The following is a 17029-nucleotide window of genomic DNA, read 5'->3' on the forward strand; positions in this document are numbered from 1 at the left end:
AATTACGCCGTCGCTAATTCTTGTAAAGCATTAATCAGATAATCAATATCCTTTTTGGTAATATAAATTGCAAAAGAAAGTCGCAGCGCATTTAAACCATGACTTGTCATGGGGCGGCAATCAACACCATAATTCTTCCAAAGCTTTTCTTTGATATCCTTAACGTCTTTTCCATTTACTTCCACTACTTGGATAGCGCTGGAAAGTTCATCCAATGCTGGGGTTTTCAAAATAAAATGATTATTACCTTCAATTTTTGACCTAAAATAAGCCTTAAGCTCATAGCTGCGTTTGTGTATTGCTTCAGCACCTATTGCATTATGAAAATCAACGGAAGCACCCAACCCTAATACTTCAGGCAGATTACGAGTGTTATAATTCTCCAATCTACGGATGCTTTCATCAGTATGTCCACGAGCGACCATTAAGGGTTTCAACTGTGATTGACTTTCCTTTTTGGCATAAAACACCCCTACTCCTTTAGGTGAAAACAACCATTTATGGGAACTAGCAGCATAAAAATCACAGCCCAATTCGTGTAAATCTATTTTAAACATACCAGCGGATTGCGCCCCGTCCACGGCTACTAAAATTCCTTTTTCATGGGCTATTTTGGAAACTTCTTGAACTGGCAACAACATACCATTGGTATTCACAATATGGCACATGGAGATAATTTTGGTCCTTGGTGTTATCGCCTTTTTATAAACTTCTGTCAATTCTGAAACACTTTTGGGGAGAACCGGCAACTCTGGGCGAACCAATTTTATGCCTTTCGTTTCTTGCCACACTTCCCATGGAATTGTTCCGCTTGGATGCTCATGGTTGGCCAAAATTATTTCATCCCCTGCCTGAAGATCAAAACTACGCGCAATAAGATTCATTCCTTCCGTAGTGTTATGAATCAATGCAATTTCCTCTGCATCCACCGAGAAAAGATTTGCAACGGATTCTCTAACGGCTTCCTTTTCTTTTTGCCATCCACCCCACATGTATTTGGAAGGAAATCCATCCAATAAATCCCTAAACCCTAAAGTGGCTTGGCGTATAGCGGTCGACGAACCACCCAAAGAAGCATTGTTGAAGTAAAGAAGTCCATCCGCCATATTAAATTGGGATTTAACCAACTCCCAATACGCTTCTGATGTGTAATCGCCTTGAGTAAGTCCCTCGGCCTCCCAATAATCAGCTAAGGAGTTACCAAATACTGGCAATGTAAAGGAGCCAATTGCTCCTTGACCAAGACGTTTTAAAAAAGTTCTACGAGTTTTATGATCCATTCCATTTTGTTTTAATGCAATAAAGACACCGATTGATACATTCCAATCAATCTAATATAAGGATTTCACCCTGTCCTTTATTCCTAAAATGAAATGAACTGTATACCTTATTTAAAAGCAGGAAGTCCGGTAATATCTGCACCAGTGATCAATAAGTGGATATCATGTGTTCCCTCGTAAGTAATTACACTCTCCAAGTTCATCATATGCCGCATAATGCTATACTCCCCTGTAATACCCATTCCACCTAAAACCTGACGCGCTTCACGTGCAATTTTGATGGCCATATCCACATTGTTTCGCTTGGCCATAGATATTTGAGCAGTAGTTGCCCTGCCTTCATTTTTAAGCTGACCCAATCTAAAAGCCAACAACTGTGCTTTGGTGATTTCAGTAATCATTTCGGCCAATTTCTTTTGTTGCAGTTGTGTGGCAGCGATGGGTTTTCCAAATTGAATGCGTTCTTTGGCGTACCTAAGTGCAGTATCGTAACAATCCATGGCAGCGCCAATAGCACCCCAAGCAATACCATAGCGAGCGGAATCCAAGCAACCCAATGGTGCTCCCAATCCACTTTTACCTGTCAATAGATTCTCTTTTGGCACTTTTACATTTTCAAAAATAAGTTCCCCTGTAGCGGAGGCACGTAGTGACCATTTGTTGTGTGTTTCCGGGGTTGAAAAACCTTCCATACCGCGTTCCACAATAAGCCCATGGATTCTTCCTTCTTCATTTTTAGCCCAAACCACAGCAATGTCCGCAAATGGCGAATTGGAAATCCAAAGCTTGGCACCATTCAATAGAAAATGGTCACCCATATCCTTATATTTAGTTTCCATGCCACTAGGATTGGAACCATGATTGGGTTCTGTCAATCCAAAGCAACCCATCCATTCTCCTGTTGCTAATTTTGGCAAATACTTTTTCCGCTGCTCTTCTGTTCCGTATGCAAAAATTGGATACATGACCAAAGAAGATTGTACCGAAGCTGTTGAACGAACCCCGCTATCTCCTCTTTCAATTTCTTGCATGATCAATCCATAACTAATCTGATCTAAGCCAGCCCCTCCGTATTCTTCAGGAATGTATGGTCCAAAAGCTCCAATCTCTGCCAATCCTCCAATAATTTCTTTGGGAAATTCAGCTTTTTGGGCATATTCTTCTATGATTGGCGAAACATCACGCTTTACCCATTGCCGAGCGGCATCGCGCACCAATTTATGCTCTTCAGAAAGCAAATCGTCAAGATTGTAGTAATCAGGGGCTTCAAATAAATCTGGCTTCATTCAAAAAATATTTTCGTTAAAGATAATGATGAAATATAACAATTCATGACCAAATTGTTACATTTTTAAATAGAACTCTTTGGTTAAACTAATATAGTCCTTTGTGTATTGTTGACGTTCCAATTCAATAGTCAATTCAGCTATCTCAGGCTTTGCTTTCAAAAAACCAAATTCCAACATGCTCCTTTTAAAATCTGCAGTTGGAGTTCCCCTTACTCGGGTAATTCTACTTACATGAAGGGTAAAACCATTCGCTAAATCAATAAATTCAGCTTCTTCCTTGAATGGAATGATTACTGAAAAAAGTCCGTTTTTGGAAAGCAGTTTAGACACTCCTTCCAAAAGTTCATGAAAAGGTAAAGAAACGTTTTGTCGCGCTGTGTCTCTTGAAACATCTCCGCTTGTAACTTTCTCAGAGTAAAATGGAGGGTTTGAAACTATTAAATCATAGCCTTCATCCATCTCATCAATAAATTCATCCAGCCCTGCATGATAGCAAAATAATCTATCTGCCCAAGGTGATCCTTCAAAATTCTCCACGCACTGTTCATACGCACTTTCATCCAATTCAATAGCATCAATGGTTTCTGCAGTGGAACGTTGGGCCATTTGTAACGCAATTAAGCCAGTTCCTGCTCCTATATCCAAAATAGAATCAGGTTGGGATTTCAAAGATGCCCAAGCTCCCAGCAATACTCCATCAGTACCAATTTTCATCGCACAGCGATCTTGATGAACCTCAAACTGCTTAAACTTAAATGGGCTACTCATCTATTCTACCAGGCTCTCTAGTTTCGGACCCTTCCAGCTCATATAAAGAATCTCCGAGTCTTGATCTCATATTATTAGCCAAATACTTGATTTTAGAAACTACTTCAGGGTTTTCAGATGCAACATTTTTAGTTTCACTAATATCATTTACCACATTGTATAACTCAATTTCTTCCATGTCAATCATCCTGTATTCACCCGGCAATCCGTCCTTTCCTGGTTCTTGACCATCCATAGTACGATAACGATGCGGAAAGTACAGTTTCCAATTTCCATAGCGTACTCCAAATAGTTCATTCACTCGATAATAAAAGAAATAGGCTTCCTGAACAGATTCTTCACTTTCTCCGGACAAAACACTCCAGACGTTCTTACCATCTATTACTTTTTCCGGTAATTTAGCTCCAACAAGTTCAGCAATAGTGGGTAGAATATCGATGGCCATCACAGGCACATCAACAACTTTTCCTGCCTTTAATTTGTTTGGATATTTTATAATGAATGGTTCTCGCTGACCGCCTTCCCATGCAGTTCCTTTTCCTTCACGAAATGGCTCAGCACTACCGGCATGATTTCCGTAGGAAAGCCAGGGACCATTATCCGAAGTAAAAATAACAATGGTGTTTTCTTCAAGGCCATTATCCTTAAGCGTCTTCATAATCTGCCCTACAGACCAATCAATTTCCATAATCACATCTCCATACAGCCCTCTTTTTGATTTTCCTTTAAACTTGTCTGAAACAAACAATGGAACATGGGGTTGCGGATGTGGCACATATAAGAAGAATGGATTATCCTTATTTCTTTTGATAAAATCCACACTACGCTCCGTTATCTGTGTGGTCAATTGAGACTGCTCTGTCAAAGTATCAATTACCGTTTCATTTTCGTAGAGTGGTAGATCGGGGAAATTAAAAATTGGTCCTTGTTGCGGATGGTACGGCCACATATCATTGGAATAGGGAATACCAAACCATTCATCAAAACCATGTCTTGTAGGTAAAAACTTTTGATGGTGTCCCAAATGCCATTTGCCATAAATCGCGGTAGCATACCCTTTTTGTTTTAGCATCTCTGCAAGGGTAGTTTCAGAAGCATTTATTCCATGCGTATTGTCTGGTCCCAAAGCATTATGAATACCTATACGATTAGGATAACAGCCTGTTAAAATACCTGCTCTAGATGCGGAACACACCGCTTGTGCCGAATAATAGCTGGTCAGCTTGACCCCTTCTGCCGCCATTTGATCTAAATGGGGAGTTTTTATATCTGGTGAACCAAAAACACCAACATCTTGATATCCCTGATCGTCGGTAAAAATTAGCACAACGTTTGGTGGGCTCAATATTTTTTTGGCGTCGTCCTTTTTATCTCCACAAGAAACAAGACAAAAAACTAAGACAATAAAGTAACAGCGAAACATAGTTTGAAGCTAAAAGATGGACTTAAATATAGTGCTTAATAAGTATACTTTGGTTTAAGACAGGTAGAGATTGACCAACCCTTCCGGTGTCTTTACATGAATTTGCTTGTTCTTGCGATCCACCTTGGTGATAATATCATCAGTAATGGGGATCAATAGTTCTTTGCCATCTTTCTCCGCTTCAAAAAGTTCTTGCGAAGCGCTGTCATTTACAGCTTTGATTACTCCGATATCTCCATACACCTCATCTATTAGGGTAAATCCGATGACTTCATGAAAATAGAATTTGTCACCAGTTAATGGTGGGAGCATATCCAATGGCAGGTATAATTCAGCGCCAATCATTTTATCCGCAGTCGGTTCATCTTTTACCTCTTCAAAATCGATACGAAGCAAAGCTGATTTATGCAATCGACAGCGATCAATAAAAAATGGAATCAGATTGTTCCCAATTGAAACAAATACTGATTCCATGTTTTCGTAGATATCGGGCTCATCGGTATCCAACTTTACCAATAATTCACCCTTAAAACTATATTTTGAAACGACTTTGCCCAGGTAGAAACAATCTTCCTTGCGCATCGTCTGAGTATTTACTCTTCTTCTTTGCTAGCTTCGGCCTCTTCAGCAGGAGCAGCTTCCTCAGCTTTAGCTTCCGGCTCAGCAGCTTCTTCTTTAGCTGGTTCTTCAACCGCTGGAGCCTCTTCTGTAGCAGCTTCGGTAGTTTCAGCTACATCTTCTGAAGGAGCGGCTTCCTCAATAACAGGCGCACTTTCTTCAATCACTTCTTCTTCTACTTCTGGCAATGCAGCAGCAGCTCTTTTGTCGCTAACTTCTTTTTCAGCTTCCAATGCTTTGGCTTTGGCATCTGCTTTTGCTTTATCCAAACCACCAACTTTTGCCGCAATTGCTTTTTCTTTTTCCTCTACCCAAGCTTTGAATTTTTCCTCAGCTTGCTCTTCTGTGAAAGCTCCTTTGCGAACCCCACCTAATAAATGATGTTTCATCATAACACCTTTATAAGATAAAATAGCTCTGGCTGTATCAGTAGGTTGTGCACCATTGCTCAACCATTTAACAGATCCATCAACATCTAAATTAATGGTAGCAGGATTTGTATTAGGATTATATGTTCCTAATTTTTCCAAAAATTTACCGTCTCTTTTTGATCTAGAATCTGCAGCAACCACCCAATAGAATGGCTTACCTTTTTTACCGTGTCTTTGTAGTCTAATCTTTACTGGCATATCACATTAATTTGTAGGGTGCCCGACCCTGATTATTAATTCTTTTTTGTCGCTTTCTACTTAAGCGGGTGCAAATATAATCCAAATCCGGTAACAGTCAATATCTTTTGTATTTTTTATTGGTTGATAAATCTTTACAACTCTTTTTTCTCTGATCTGCCTTCTTCCTTATTTTTATTCACTACTATTTTTGACTGATAAAGATATTTATGTACCTAATCTTCGATACGGAAACCACAGGCTTACCCAAGCGATGGAATGCACCAATCACTGATACGGATAATTGGCCGCGTTGCATCCAGATTGCATGGCAATTACATGATAAATTGGGGAATTTAGTAGAGCATCAAGATATGTTGGTGCAACCTGATGGCTTCAACATTCCATATGAAGCAGAACAAATCCATGGTATTTCCACAGCTTTGGCCGAACAAGATGGTGTGCCTTTAAGTGAAGCCCTGGAACTTTTCAATGAAGCGCTTTCCAAAGCAAAATTTGTGGTAGGTCAAAATGTGGATTTTGATGTCAATATCATGGGATGCGAATTCCACCGTTTGGGTGTTGAAAACTCCCTAACCTCACTTCCTGTTTTGGACACCTGTACCGAAGCTACAGCAGAGCTTTGTAGAATTCCCGGTGGGCGTGGTGGTAAATTTAAACTACCTACACTTACTGAACTTCACGAATACCTTTTTGGAGAACCTTTTGCAGAAGCGCATAACGCAACGGCGGATGTGGAAGCTACCACAAGATGTTTTTTAGAACTAGTCCGTAAAAAACATTTTTCTATCAATGAACTGGATGTACAACCAGATTATTTTGAGCATTTTTCTGAGGCTAATCCACAGGTAATTTCGCTTATTGGACTAAAGCACATCAATCTTAAAAAAGCATCCAAGGCCATTTCAGATGCCCTTTGGGCAGAAGATACCGGTGAAATCTCCGAAGCGGAAATCAATGAGAATGTTGAAAGTCTGGCAGAGGCATCCTTTGTACATCTGCATAATCATTCCCAGTTCTCCGTTCTACAATCCACTATAAATATCAAGGATCTGGTAAAGTCAACTGCACAAAATGGGATGTCAGCAGTTGCTTTGACCGATCATGCAAATATGATGGGTGCCTTTCATTTTGTAAAAGAGGTAAAAGCTCACAACAAAATTGTAAAAGAGAAAAATGCTGAACTAACCACTAATGGAGATGCTCCAGCAGAAAAAGAAATTACCCCAATTCTAGGCTGTGAATTTTTTGTTTGCGATGACCACACCAATAAAAATGTAAAAGATTATGGGTATCAGATAGTCCTACTTGCCAAAAATAAAAATGGTTACCTCAACCTGGCCAAAATGTCTTCCATTGCATATACAGATGGGTTTTACTATGTCCCCAGAATCGATAGAAAAATTGTTGAGCAATACAAAGAGGATGTCATTGCTCTTACCGGAAACCTCTATGGGGAAGTACCCAATAAAATACTAAACGTTGGTGAAAAGCAGGCGGAAGAAGCTTTGCTTTGGTGGAAAGATCAGTTTGGCGATGATTTATACATGGAAATGATGCGTCATGGTCAGGAAGATGAAGACCGTGTAAACCAAGTTTTGGTTCCATTGGCCAAAAAGCATCAAGTAAAACTGGTCGCTACGAACAATACTTATTATTGTGATAAAAAAGATGCTGAAGCCCATGATATTTTACTATGCGTTAAGGATGGCGAAAAACAAACCACCCCAATAGGAAGGGGCCGCGGATATCGCTATGGATTGCCCAATCAAGAATATTATTATAAGTCTTCTGATGAAATGAAGACTTTGTTTAAAGACGTTCCAGAAGCTATCTTAAATGTTCAAGAGGTTGTGGACAAGGTGGAACCTTTTGATTTGGCAAGAGATGTTTTGCTTCCAAAATTTGATATTCCGCAAAAATTCAAAGTACAAGAGGATGAAACTGACGGCGGTAAACGTGGTGAAAATTCTTATTTAAAACATATTACCTACGAAGGTGCAGCAAAACGATATGATGAGATTACGGATGAAATCACCGAGCGAATTGATTTCGAACTAAAAACCATAGAAAATTCTGGATATCCAGGATATTTTTTGATAGTTGAAGATTTTATTAGGGAAGCACGAAATATGGATGTGTCCGTTGGACCGGGTCGGGGTTCAGCAGCAGGTTCCGTGGTTGCCTATTGTTTATGGATTACCAACATTGATCCATTAAAATATGATCTTCTTTTTGAGCGTTTCCTAAATCCGGACAGGGTATCCATGCCTGATATTGATATTGACTTTGATGATGAAGGCAGAGGTAGGGTCATGGACTATGTTATCAATAAATATGGAGCCAATCAGGTTGCTCAAATTATTACGTATGGTACTATGGCCGCCAAGTCTTCAATCAGAGATACAGCACGGGTTCTGGATTTGCCGTTAAACGATGCGGATCGTATTGCCAAGCTTATCCCCACCATGTCCAAACTGAACAAAATCTTTGGGGTTGAAGAATCTGAATTAAAGAAAAAGTTCCGTTCGGATGACTTGGAAAAAGTACATGAGCTATTAAATATTTCAGAAGGGGATGATTTAGAAGGCCAGACCGTAAAGATGGCGCGTGTGCTTGAAGGTTCACTCAGAAATACTGGAATACATGCCTGCGGGGTCATCATTACTCCAGATGATATTACCAATTTTGTTCCAGTGGCCACCGCCAAGGATTCTGATCTGTACGTAACCCAATTTGATAACTCTGTTGTGGAAAGTGCCGGTCTCCTAAAAATGGATTTTTTGGGGTTGAAGACCTTGACACTGATTAAGGATACCGTGAAAATTGTAAAGGCAAGAACTGGGGTTGAATTGGTCCCAGATGATTTTCCTTTGGATGATGAAAAAACATACGAGCTGTTCCAACGTGGGGACACCATAGGGATATTCCAATATGAATCCCCGGGAATGCAAAAACACATGAAAAACCTGAAACCAACGGTTTTTGATGACCTTATTGCCATGAATGCCTTGTACCGACCTGGACCAATGGAATACATTCCCAGCTTTATTGCCCGTAAGCATGGGGATGAAGAAATCACCTATGATCTTCCAGACATGGAGGAATATTTAAAAGAGACCTATGGAATCACAGTGTATCAGGAGCAGGTGATGTTGCTTTCCCAGAAACTTGCCGGATTCTCCAAAGGTGATGCGGATGTCTTGCGAAAAGCAATGGGTAAAAAGATATTTGCCTTACTTCAAAAATTGAGGCCACAGTTTCTGGATGGTGGTGAAAAGAATGGTCACCCAAGGGATGTGCTGGAAAAAATCTGGAAAGACTGGGAAGCCTTTGCATCGTATGCTTTCAATAAAAGTCATTCCACCTGCTATGCCTTTATTGCGTATCAGACCGCTTACCTTAAAGCCCACTACCCTGCCGAATATATGGCGGCAGTATTATCCAACAACATGAACGATATTAAACAGGTGACTTTCTTTATGGAAGAATGTAAACGCATGGGATTGGAAGTGCTTGGACCAGATGTAAATGAATCGTACTACAAATTTGCCGTGAACCAGAGCAATGCGGTTCGTTTTGGGATGGGCGCTATTAAAGGCGTTGGACGTTCGGCTGTGGAAACCATTGTAGAAAACAGAAAAAAAGATGGGCCTTATAAATCGGTTTTCGATTTGGCAAAACGGGTTGAACTACGTGCCGCCAATAAAAAATCTTTTGAAAATCTTGCTCTGGCTGGAGGATTCGATTCCTTTGGGGATACCCATAGGTCGCAATACTTTCATGACGAAGGAGATGGAATATCTTTTCTAGAAAAAGTAATAAAGTCAGCAGCAAAATACCAGGAAAACAAAAACTCCTCTCAAATGGATATGTTTGGAGGAATGAGTGAAGCGCAAATTGCGGAACCTGTTGTCCCACCATGTGAAGATTGGGGCACCATGGAAAAATTACGCCGAGAAAAAGAGGTCGTGGGCATCTATATTTCTGGGCATCCTTTGGATGATTTCAAGAAAGAGATTACCGCCTTTTGCAATAGTAATGTTTCGGCATTTTCAAATTTAGACCATTATGTTAATCATGAATTGACAGTAGCAGGAGTAATTACAGATGTACAACATCGTATTTCCAAAAACGGAAAGGGTTGGGGTCTTTTTACTTTGGAAGATTACACAGACACTCATGAATTCCGAATTTTTGGAGAGGAATATCTGAAATTCAGGCATTTTTTAATGATTAACTCGTTTGTACACGTAAAAGCATTTGTCCGAGAAGGATGGACCAATAGAGAAACTGGTAAAAAAGGAGACCCTAGATTGCAGTTCAATGATTTTAAACAGCTTCAGGACGTTATGGATTCCTATGCCAAAAAACTGACCATTAAACTGGATATAGACCGCTTACAAGAAAAACGGATACAAGTCTTAAAGGACACCTTAATATCCCATAAAGGAGATCACACCCTCAATTTTGTCGTTTATGAAATGGAAGATGAAATAAAGTTGAATTTGTCGAGCAGAAAGCAAAAGGTAAAAATCAACAGTGAACTCCTTTCCGCATTGGAAGAGAATGAGATACATTACAAATTGAACTAATAGCACAATAACTAATGTTGATAGCACAATAATTAAAACGAATATAAAGCCAGTAAGGAAAGTGGTCAATATTTGACTAAATTTGCGAATATTAAAACAAATAAAATGGCACTAGAAATAACAGATGCAACTTTTGATGAAGTAGTACTTAAAAGCGACAAACCTGTCGTTGTAGATTTTTGGGCAGCATGGTGCGGTCCTTGTAGAATGGTAGGGCCTATCATAGATGAGGTAAGTTCTGAATATGAAGGCAAGGCAGTTGTTGGAAAAGTGGATGTAGATGCCAATCAACAGTTTGCAGCTAAATATGGTGTTCGTAACATTCCTACAGTTCTTGTTTTTAAGGATGGTGAGATTGTTAATCGTCAAGTTGGTGTATCCCCTAAGAAAGTTTACACAGATGCAATAGAAGCTGCATTGTAAACTTTATAGATAATTACAAGATTTAAAAAAGGTTTGGCATATGCCAAACCTTTTTTGTTTTATATTGGGCCATCAATCTTCGTATGGATATAAGGTCTGAACTTCATAAAGCCCAACTCTTTCAAAATCTTGAACTTTTGGCAAATCAAATTGTAGAGGGTTTCATAAGTGGCATTCATAAAAGTCCGTTCCACGGGTTTTCTGCCGAATTTGCTGAACATAAGATTTATAATCCAGGAGAAAGCACCAAACATATTGATTGGAAGTTGTTTGCCAAAACCGATAGATTATATACCAAAAGATATGAGGATGAGACGAACTTAAGGTGTCATATGATTTTGGATAACTCGGCATCCATGTATTATCCCGACGTAAAACAACCCAATCTTGATAATTTAAACAAAGTGGGTTTTGGAGTTTTGGCGATAGCGGCACTCATGCAAATTTTGAAAAAACAACGCGACGCTGTTGGTTTGAGTATTTACTCAGACTCATACAATTTTTACGCATCTGAAAAGAGTAGCGAACGACACTTTCAAATGTTGTATTCTAAATTGAATGAAGTTTCAAACACCTTAAATACCTCTCAAACCACCAAGACTTACACTTACCTTCATCAAATAGCGGAGAAGATTCACCGTCGTAGCCTTATTTTTCTATTTTCTGATATGTTTCAAACGGAAACTGAAGAGGCACAACTTTTTGAGGCACTTCGCCACCTAAAATACAATAAGCATGCTGTGGTGCTTTTTCACCTGTTAGATCACAAGCATGAACTTAATTTTGATTTTGAAAACACTCCCAAACGTTTTGTTGATGTAGAAACAGGAACACATATAGATGTGTATGCAGACAATATTAAGAATGCATATAACAAAAAGGCAGTGCAATATCAAGAAGACCTAAAACTAAAGTGCGCCCAGTATAGGATAAAGTATGTAGGTGTAGATGTTAGCTCTAATTTTTCGCAGATTTTCAATACGTTTATGATTGAACGACAGAAGTTTATCTAATTCTTCCTTTTATTTTTAAAAAATCTTTTGTTGAATCGAAAATGCAAATGTATATTTGCAGGCGCTTTGAGAAAAGTGATTGTAACAAGATTTGAATCTGACTGTTGTCAGAGTCTTTAAAGATAAAATCATTGGTCTGGTAGTTCAGTTGGTTAGAATACCTGCCTGTCACGCAGGGGGTCGCGGGTTCGAGTCCCGTCCAGACCGCCAGTAAAATCAAGCCCTTCGAGATTCGGAGGGTTTTTTGTTTTCAAAAAGTGCATACTTTGTGCATAGTTTTTACTTCCATACCAAACTTTAACATTTTTTAACCCAATTAGCGGGAATTAAAATCCCATTGGAGGTTTTGCTGGATTCTAATCGTGAGATATACCCTATTATTGCCTGAGATATTCAGTAATCATCATTTATTTGAACTTTGGATGCTTAGACTTTACATAGGTTTCGATTTCTTGGATTTATTTCCAACTTTGTAATTCAATCAAATTCCCTTCAGGATCTCTAGCATATACAAAAGTAATCTCTCCGACCCCATCAATTATTCTCTTCGTGATTTCTCCAGAAGATCTTCCTCCATATTTCTCTAAAGTCTCAAGAACCAATTCAACACTTTCAACTTCAAAAGCAATATGACCAAAGCCTCTTTTATTTGGCGATACCGGATTTTGACTTTCTATATTTCCGTATTGGTAAATCTCAAGTGTGGGCCCGTTTTCACCATACCCTGGTAGTAATAGATGCGCTCCTTCTAATTTGGCATTTTTTAAACCAGTTGCTTTGTCAAGCCAGCTCCCAGATTGCTTTCTAATCGGAGGAACAACTTTGCACTCAAACGTTTTTACATAAAAATCCACAAGTAACTTCCAGTTAGTACTGATGATATTTGTGTAAGCGAACCTCATTTCTATAAACCAAATTTGATCTACTAATTAAACATTCAATTTCCAATAAAAATAGTGTTCTTGTCTACAAAACATATTGGATTCCCAAATGGATCGTTAGCATAAAATAACGTTTCTCCCCAAGGCATTCTTTCAATTTCACCAATATACTTACAATCTAACTTTTTTATTTTTTTTCTTAAAATTTCCAACTCTGATGTAGAAATATAAATGTATTGATTCATATGAAATTTCCAACTGTCTTGATCATCACCATCGGCCAATGGGTCATAACAGGCAAGTATTGTTTGACCAATTTTAAAATAATGTCGCCCTGGAGAAACTCTTTTGCCTTTTTGATTTAAGATAGCAGAATAGAATTTATCCGCTATTTCAATGTCATTAACTGGAAAAATTACTCTGTATAACTGAAATCGCACTGTTTTCTATTTAATGGTTGCTATCCTTGTTAAGTATTTTACTTATTGTAAGGCTAACTCAAGAAACTTTATTTCTTGAGTTAGTTGAGAGTTCAGTTCGTTACCCTTTAAATCGGTTTCAGAAAAGTTTTCATTAAATAATGGTAATGAAAATGCTCCCACAATTTTACCCCCTAAATTTGGAAAATAATTTGTTGCTGCATTTAACACATTAATCGCTCCCCTCGCTCCTGGTGAAGTTGATAACAATAACATAGGTTTGTTATTCCAAATATTTTTATCAATCCTAGAAAGCCAATCCAATGTATTTTTGAATGCCGTGGTATATGAACCATTATGTTCAGCCAAAGAAACTATAAATGCATCAGCGGATTTAATAATTTCATTGCATCTAATTGCTTCTTCCGGAATTCCAAATTTCATTTCGTGATCAATACCATATATAGGCATCTGATATTCGTTTAAATCAATAATAACTGTATTTGCATATGTTATTTGTTCAGCTGCATATATAGCTAGTTTTTTGTTAATTGATTTTTTGCTGTTGCTCCCTCCAAGTACAATTATATTTTTCATTTACTTTTCATTTGTTCTTACCCAATAATTTTGTCGTATTCAACTTATCATTCCATTTTGGCTTGACCCAATTGAACATTTATGTGCAAAGCCTTAATATTTGTAACCTGTATCTGGTAGTATAGTTACTATGTTTACCATGTCTTTTTGTTCTTTTGCTAGTTTTAACGAAGCCACAACATTTGCTCCGGAAGAATACCCGACAAATAGCCCTAATTCCTCACTTAATCTGTTTTTCATTTCAATTACTTCTTGATCAGTAACGGTGATTATTCCATCTACTACATTGGTGTCCCAAAAGCTTGGAATCCTGCCATATCCGGTACCTTGAATTATATGTTTTGCGTTAAGTACTTTCCCCGTTTTTAGAATAGCTGAATTTTCAGGTTCCACCGCTATGCATTTAATTGTTGGATTTTTAGCTTTAAGGAAACTAGAAGTTCCAATAAAAGTGGCACCGCTACCTATTGAAGTCACAAATAAATCAATGCTTGGTAAATCTGACCAAATCTCAGGTCCAGTCATTTCAAAATGAGCCCGGACATTTGATGAATTATTAAATTGATTGGCGTAAAAGGCATTCTTTTCTTCTGCAATTTGAATGGCAATTGAAGCTGCATGATCAATATCATTACCTGTAACTTTACCGGGGGTACCGTCAATTTGATCTACTAAAAGAACTTTAGCACCTAGTGCTTCTAAAATTTTTATTCTTTCAGGACTATTTCCTTTAGACATTACAGTAATTAATGGGTTTCCATATTGCCTGCACACTACAGCTAATCCTGCTCCCATGTTACCACTCGTCATTTCAACAACATATTGTCCTTTCTTTAATTTATTTGAAGCATAGGCATCTTTTATCATTTGGTAACCTACTCTATCCTTAATACTGCCTCCTGGATTTACATATTCTAGTTTACCATATATATTGCAAAACTTACCTGATAATTTTTCCAAACTGACAAGAGGTGTTTTACCAATTAAATCTAAGGTGCCTTGTATAAGCATTACTTTGTATTTATTTCAATTTCATTGGATGGCTGCTGTATAAATAGGGTTATTAATCCTAATAGGACATAAACAAATGCCATAATATATTTGTTCACTCTAAGGAAGGTGGGTGAGCTTCTTAGCCATTGTGAAAACCTAACGGACATCAACACATATAAAAAATCACTTACAGTAGCAATTAAAATAAATAATAAGCCAAGAAATACTATTTGAGATCCAACTTCACCTTTTGACGTAGTTACAAATTGAGGGAGAAAGGCAAAAAAGAAAATTGCCGTTTTTGGGTTAAGGGCGTTTACCATTATTCCTTCATAAAAAACTTTAGTTAGCTTCTTATTTTTATTAAAATTGGTTCCATTCTGTGAAGTATTTTTTTCTAGCAGCTTTTTGACACCTAAAAAAATAAGATACAAAGCACCTATATATTTTAAAATTGAAAAAGCGGTTGTTGATGTTACTAAAATTGCAGAAATACCTATACCTGCAGCTATTACATGTACTAACCCTCCTAATCCAATCCCTAGCACTGATATCATTCCTGCTTTATAACCTTGTTCTATACTTTTAGCCATTATATATAAAACCGCAGGGCCCGGTATAACTATCAGTAATGTTGCTGCAGTTATAAAATATAGTATGTTTTGGTATTCGGGGAATGTCATTTTATTCAAGTGTTATAATTAATCCTACCGTCAAGTTAATTTGTGCTTTATTTCAGGTTTTCTATGTTATCTAGGTAATAACAATACATATGTTGGTTCATTCCTATTTTTGGGTAATATGATATGGCCGAAGGAGCAGAAAGCAAAATTAATAAAGCATCGGGGGCTTTTAATTTGGTTTGGCGAATTAGTTCTATACCGATTCCTTGTCTCTGGTGTTTCTTATCTACGGCTAAATCAGAAAGATAGGTACAGAAAGTATAATCTGTTAAAGATCTTGATACCCCAATGATTTTTCCTCCAATTCTAGCTGTGACTATTAGATTTCCATATTGTAGCATTTTCTGTAACCTATCTGGTTTATTAACAGGTCTACGTTCTGCCAATGAAGAATTAGTCAAAACTGATTTAAATTCTTCTAAACTCAAGTCATTTTCTATTTGGTATTCAATCACACTCTAAAAATTTTATCTAAACAAAAATAGAATTTAATTGGTCTATTTATATCATCCAGTTTAAACATATCGAATAGTCCAATTTATACTGAATTTGAGCGATAAATTGTAGACTCTATACTCGGATGAAATACATTGTAGCTAAATTGCTTAGGATGGAGATACTAGAAATGATGGAATTGTTTATAGGACGGATAAAACGAAGTATAAATTATCTCTAAAGTTTAACTAGGATTGTTTTCGATTGGAGGGGGGGGCTAGTATACACATTCAAATACAGACGTTTTTTAATGACTCTAATGTTGCTCAATTTAGGCTTACCAAATCAGAATACAATACTAGCATACTTATTGTGTTCACAAACCCATGAGTTAAAATGTTTAGCCATAAGTTTCTGCCATTAACCACAAATACAATTCCAAATATTAATCCAACTATTCCATTAAGTATTTGTCCAGTTGGTCCTTGATAAGTATGCAAATATCCAAATATGACTGAGGAAAAAATAATTCCAAATATTGCTCCTGTTTTATGTGGTAAATGATTTATGAATTTGGAAATAATAAATCCACGAAAAATAGTTTCTTCAAATAAACCTCCTACAATCCAACCCGATATCAGGGTTATATAGAGGAACTTAGGATTATTCTTCAATGGCTTAAACATTCCTAAATCTAATTGAAGCTCAGTTATTATTTGTATTAATGGCAATAAGATAAAATAGCTAATCAGGACAATTCCCATTGCAAGGAATAAAGAAAGACCCGCTATTTTGATTAAGTTTTTAGGCTTTGAAAAACCTAATTCAATTCCAATACCTTTCTGATTCTTTGAATAGGTTAATACAACTATAAATACTAGTAAAAGATTTAAATATGGAACTTTTAAAAATACTAATAAGCCTAGTATTAGCATCAACACCAATAAATCATAAATAACTGTCTTTTTCATTGTAATTCCTAA

At 37.4% G+C, this 17029-nt stretch carries 16 protein-coding genes and 1 tRNA gene; 4 read left to right on the forward strand and 13 right to left on the reverse strand.

The genetic code is table 11. The annotated features are described in order from the left end of the window. Nucleotides 1–2 precede the first annotated feature (2 nt). The 6 genes from LV704_RS05915 to LV704_RS05940 form a co-directional block, all read right to left on the reverse strand. Nucleotides 3–1280, reverse strand: a complete 1278-nt coding sequence (locus LV704_RS05915) for an aminotransferase class V-fold PLP-dependent enzyme (RefSeq protein WP_163421269.1) — start codon at nt 1278–1280, stop codon at nt 3–5. 107 nt (nt 1281–1387) lie between these two features. Then, complete coding sequence (locus tag LV704_RS05920; RefSeq protein WP_163421268.1) at nt 1388–2566, reverse strand: acyl-CoA dehydrogenase family protein; 1179 nt, start codon at nt 2564–2566, stop codon at nt 1388–1390. 57 nt (nt 2567–2623) lie between these two features. Continuing rightward, nucleotides 2624–3337 (reverse strand): tRNA1(Val) (adenine(37)-N6)-methyltransferase, encoded by a 714-nt coding sequence (locus LV704_RS05925; protein ID WP_163421267.1) that lies wholly within the window; start codon nt 3335–3337, stop codon nt 2624–2626. Further along, the gene (locus LV704_RS05930) at nt 3330–4664 is read right to left on the reverse strand and encodes a sulfatase (protein ID WP_233782154.1); all 1335 of its coding nucleotides are present in this window, start codon (nt 4662–4664) and stop codon (nt 3330–3332) included. The genes LV704_RS05925 and LV704_RS05930 overlap by 8 nt, the downstream gene beginning before the upstream one ends. A 150-nt stretch (nt 4665–4814) precedes the next feature. Then, nucleotides 4815–5342: a ribosome maturation factor RimM gene (gene rimM / locus LV704_RS05935; RefSeq protein ID WP_163421265.1), complete on the reverse strand. Its 528-nt coding sequence runs from the start codon at nt 5340–5342 to the stop codon at nt 4815–4817. Nucleotides 5343–5353: 11 nt separating this feature from the next. Further along, nucleotides 5354–6007 (reverse strand): 30S ribosomal protein S16, encoded by a 654-nt coding sequence (locus LV704_RS05940; protein WP_163421264.1) that lies wholly within the window; start codon nt 6005–6007, stop codon nt 5354–5356. A 209-nt stretch (nt 6008–6216) separates the two neighbouring features. Between LV704_RS05940 and dnaE the strand changes: the two genes are divergently transcribed. The 4 genes from dnaE (at nt 6217) to LV704_RS05960 (ending at nt 12248) form a co-directional block, all read left to right on the forward strand. Further along, the gene (gene dnaE, locus LV704_RS05945; RefSeq protein ID WP_163421263.1) at nt 6217–10602 is read left to right on the forward strand and encodes a DNA polymerase III subunit alpha; all 4386 of its coding nucleotides are present in this window, start codon (nt 6217–6219) and stop codon (nt 10600–10602) included. Nucleotides 10603–10692: 90 nt separating this feature from the next. Then, nucleotides 10693–11025, forward strand: a complete 333-nt coding sequence (gene trxA, locus LV704_RS05950; RefSeq protein WP_335341873.1) for a thioredoxin — start codon at nt 10693–10695, stop codon at nt 11023–11025. An 83-nt stretch (nt 11026–11108) separates the two neighbouring features. Beyond that, entirely contained in the window at nt 11109–12038 is a 930-nt protein-coding gene (locus LV704_RS05955; protein ID WP_163421262.1) for a DUF58 domain-containing protein, read from the forward strand. A 133-nt stretch (nt 12039–12171) separates the two neighbouring features. Then, a tRNA-Asp gene (locus LV704_RS05960) sits at nt 12172–12248 on the forward strand. Nucleotides 12249–12496: 248 nt separating this feature from the next. Here LV704_RS05960 and LV704_RS05965 read toward each other — a convergent pair. From LV704_RS05965 to LV704_RS05995, 7 genes are all read right to left on the reverse strand, one after another. Then, complete coding sequence (locus tag LV704_RS05965) at nt 12497–12940, reverse strand: VOC family protein (protein WP_205597866.1); 444 nt, start codon at nt 12938–12940, stop codon at nt 12497–12499. A 35-nt stretch (nt 12941–12975) separates the two neighbouring features. Then, complete coding sequence (locus LV704_RS05970; RefSeq protein WP_163421261.1) at nt 12976–13359, reverse strand: VOC family protein; 384 nt, start codon at nt 13357–13359, stop codon at nt 12976–12978. A gap of 42 nt (nt 13360–13401) precedes the next feature. Continuing rightward, nucleotides 13402–13935 (reverse strand): NADPH-dependent FMN reductase, encoded by a 534-nt coding sequence (locus tag LV704_RS05975; protein ID WP_163421260.1) that lies wholly within the window; start codon nt 13933–13935, stop codon nt 13402–13404. A gap of 93 nt (nt 13936–14028) precedes the next feature. After that, the gene (locus LV704_RS05980; protein WP_163421259.1) at nt 14029–14946 is read right to left on the reverse strand and encodes a PLP-dependent cysteine synthase family protein; all 918 of its coding nucleotides are present in this window, start codon (nt 14944–14946) and stop codon (nt 14029–14031) included. After that, complete coding sequence (locus LV704_RS05985; protein ID WP_163421258.1) at nt 14946–15611, reverse strand: LysE family translocator; 666 nt, start codon at nt 15609–15611, stop codon at nt 14946–14948. Before LV704_RS05985 ends, LV704_RS05980 begins: the two co-directional genes overlap by 1 nt. Nucleotides 15612–15658: 47 nt before the next feature. After that, nucleotides 15659–16066, reverse strand: a complete 408-nt coding sequence (locus LV704_RS05990; RefSeq protein ID WP_163421257.1) for a GNAT family N-acetyltransferase — start codon at nt 16064–16066, stop codon at nt 15659–15661. A gap of 306 nt (nt 16067–16372) precedes the next feature. Continuing rightward, complete coding sequence (locus LV704_RS05995) at nt 16373–17017, reverse strand: CPBP family intramembrane glutamic endopeptidase (RefSeq protein WP_163421256.1); 645 nt, start codon at nt 17015–17017, stop codon at nt 16373–16375. Nucleotides 17018–17029: the final 12 nt, after the last annotated feature.

It is taken from the genome of Flagellimonas sp. CMM7 (assembly GCF_021390195.1).
In the GTDB taxonomy this organism is placed as follows: Bacteria; Bacteroidota; Bacteroidia; order Flavobacteriales; family Flavobacteriaceae; genus Flagellimonas.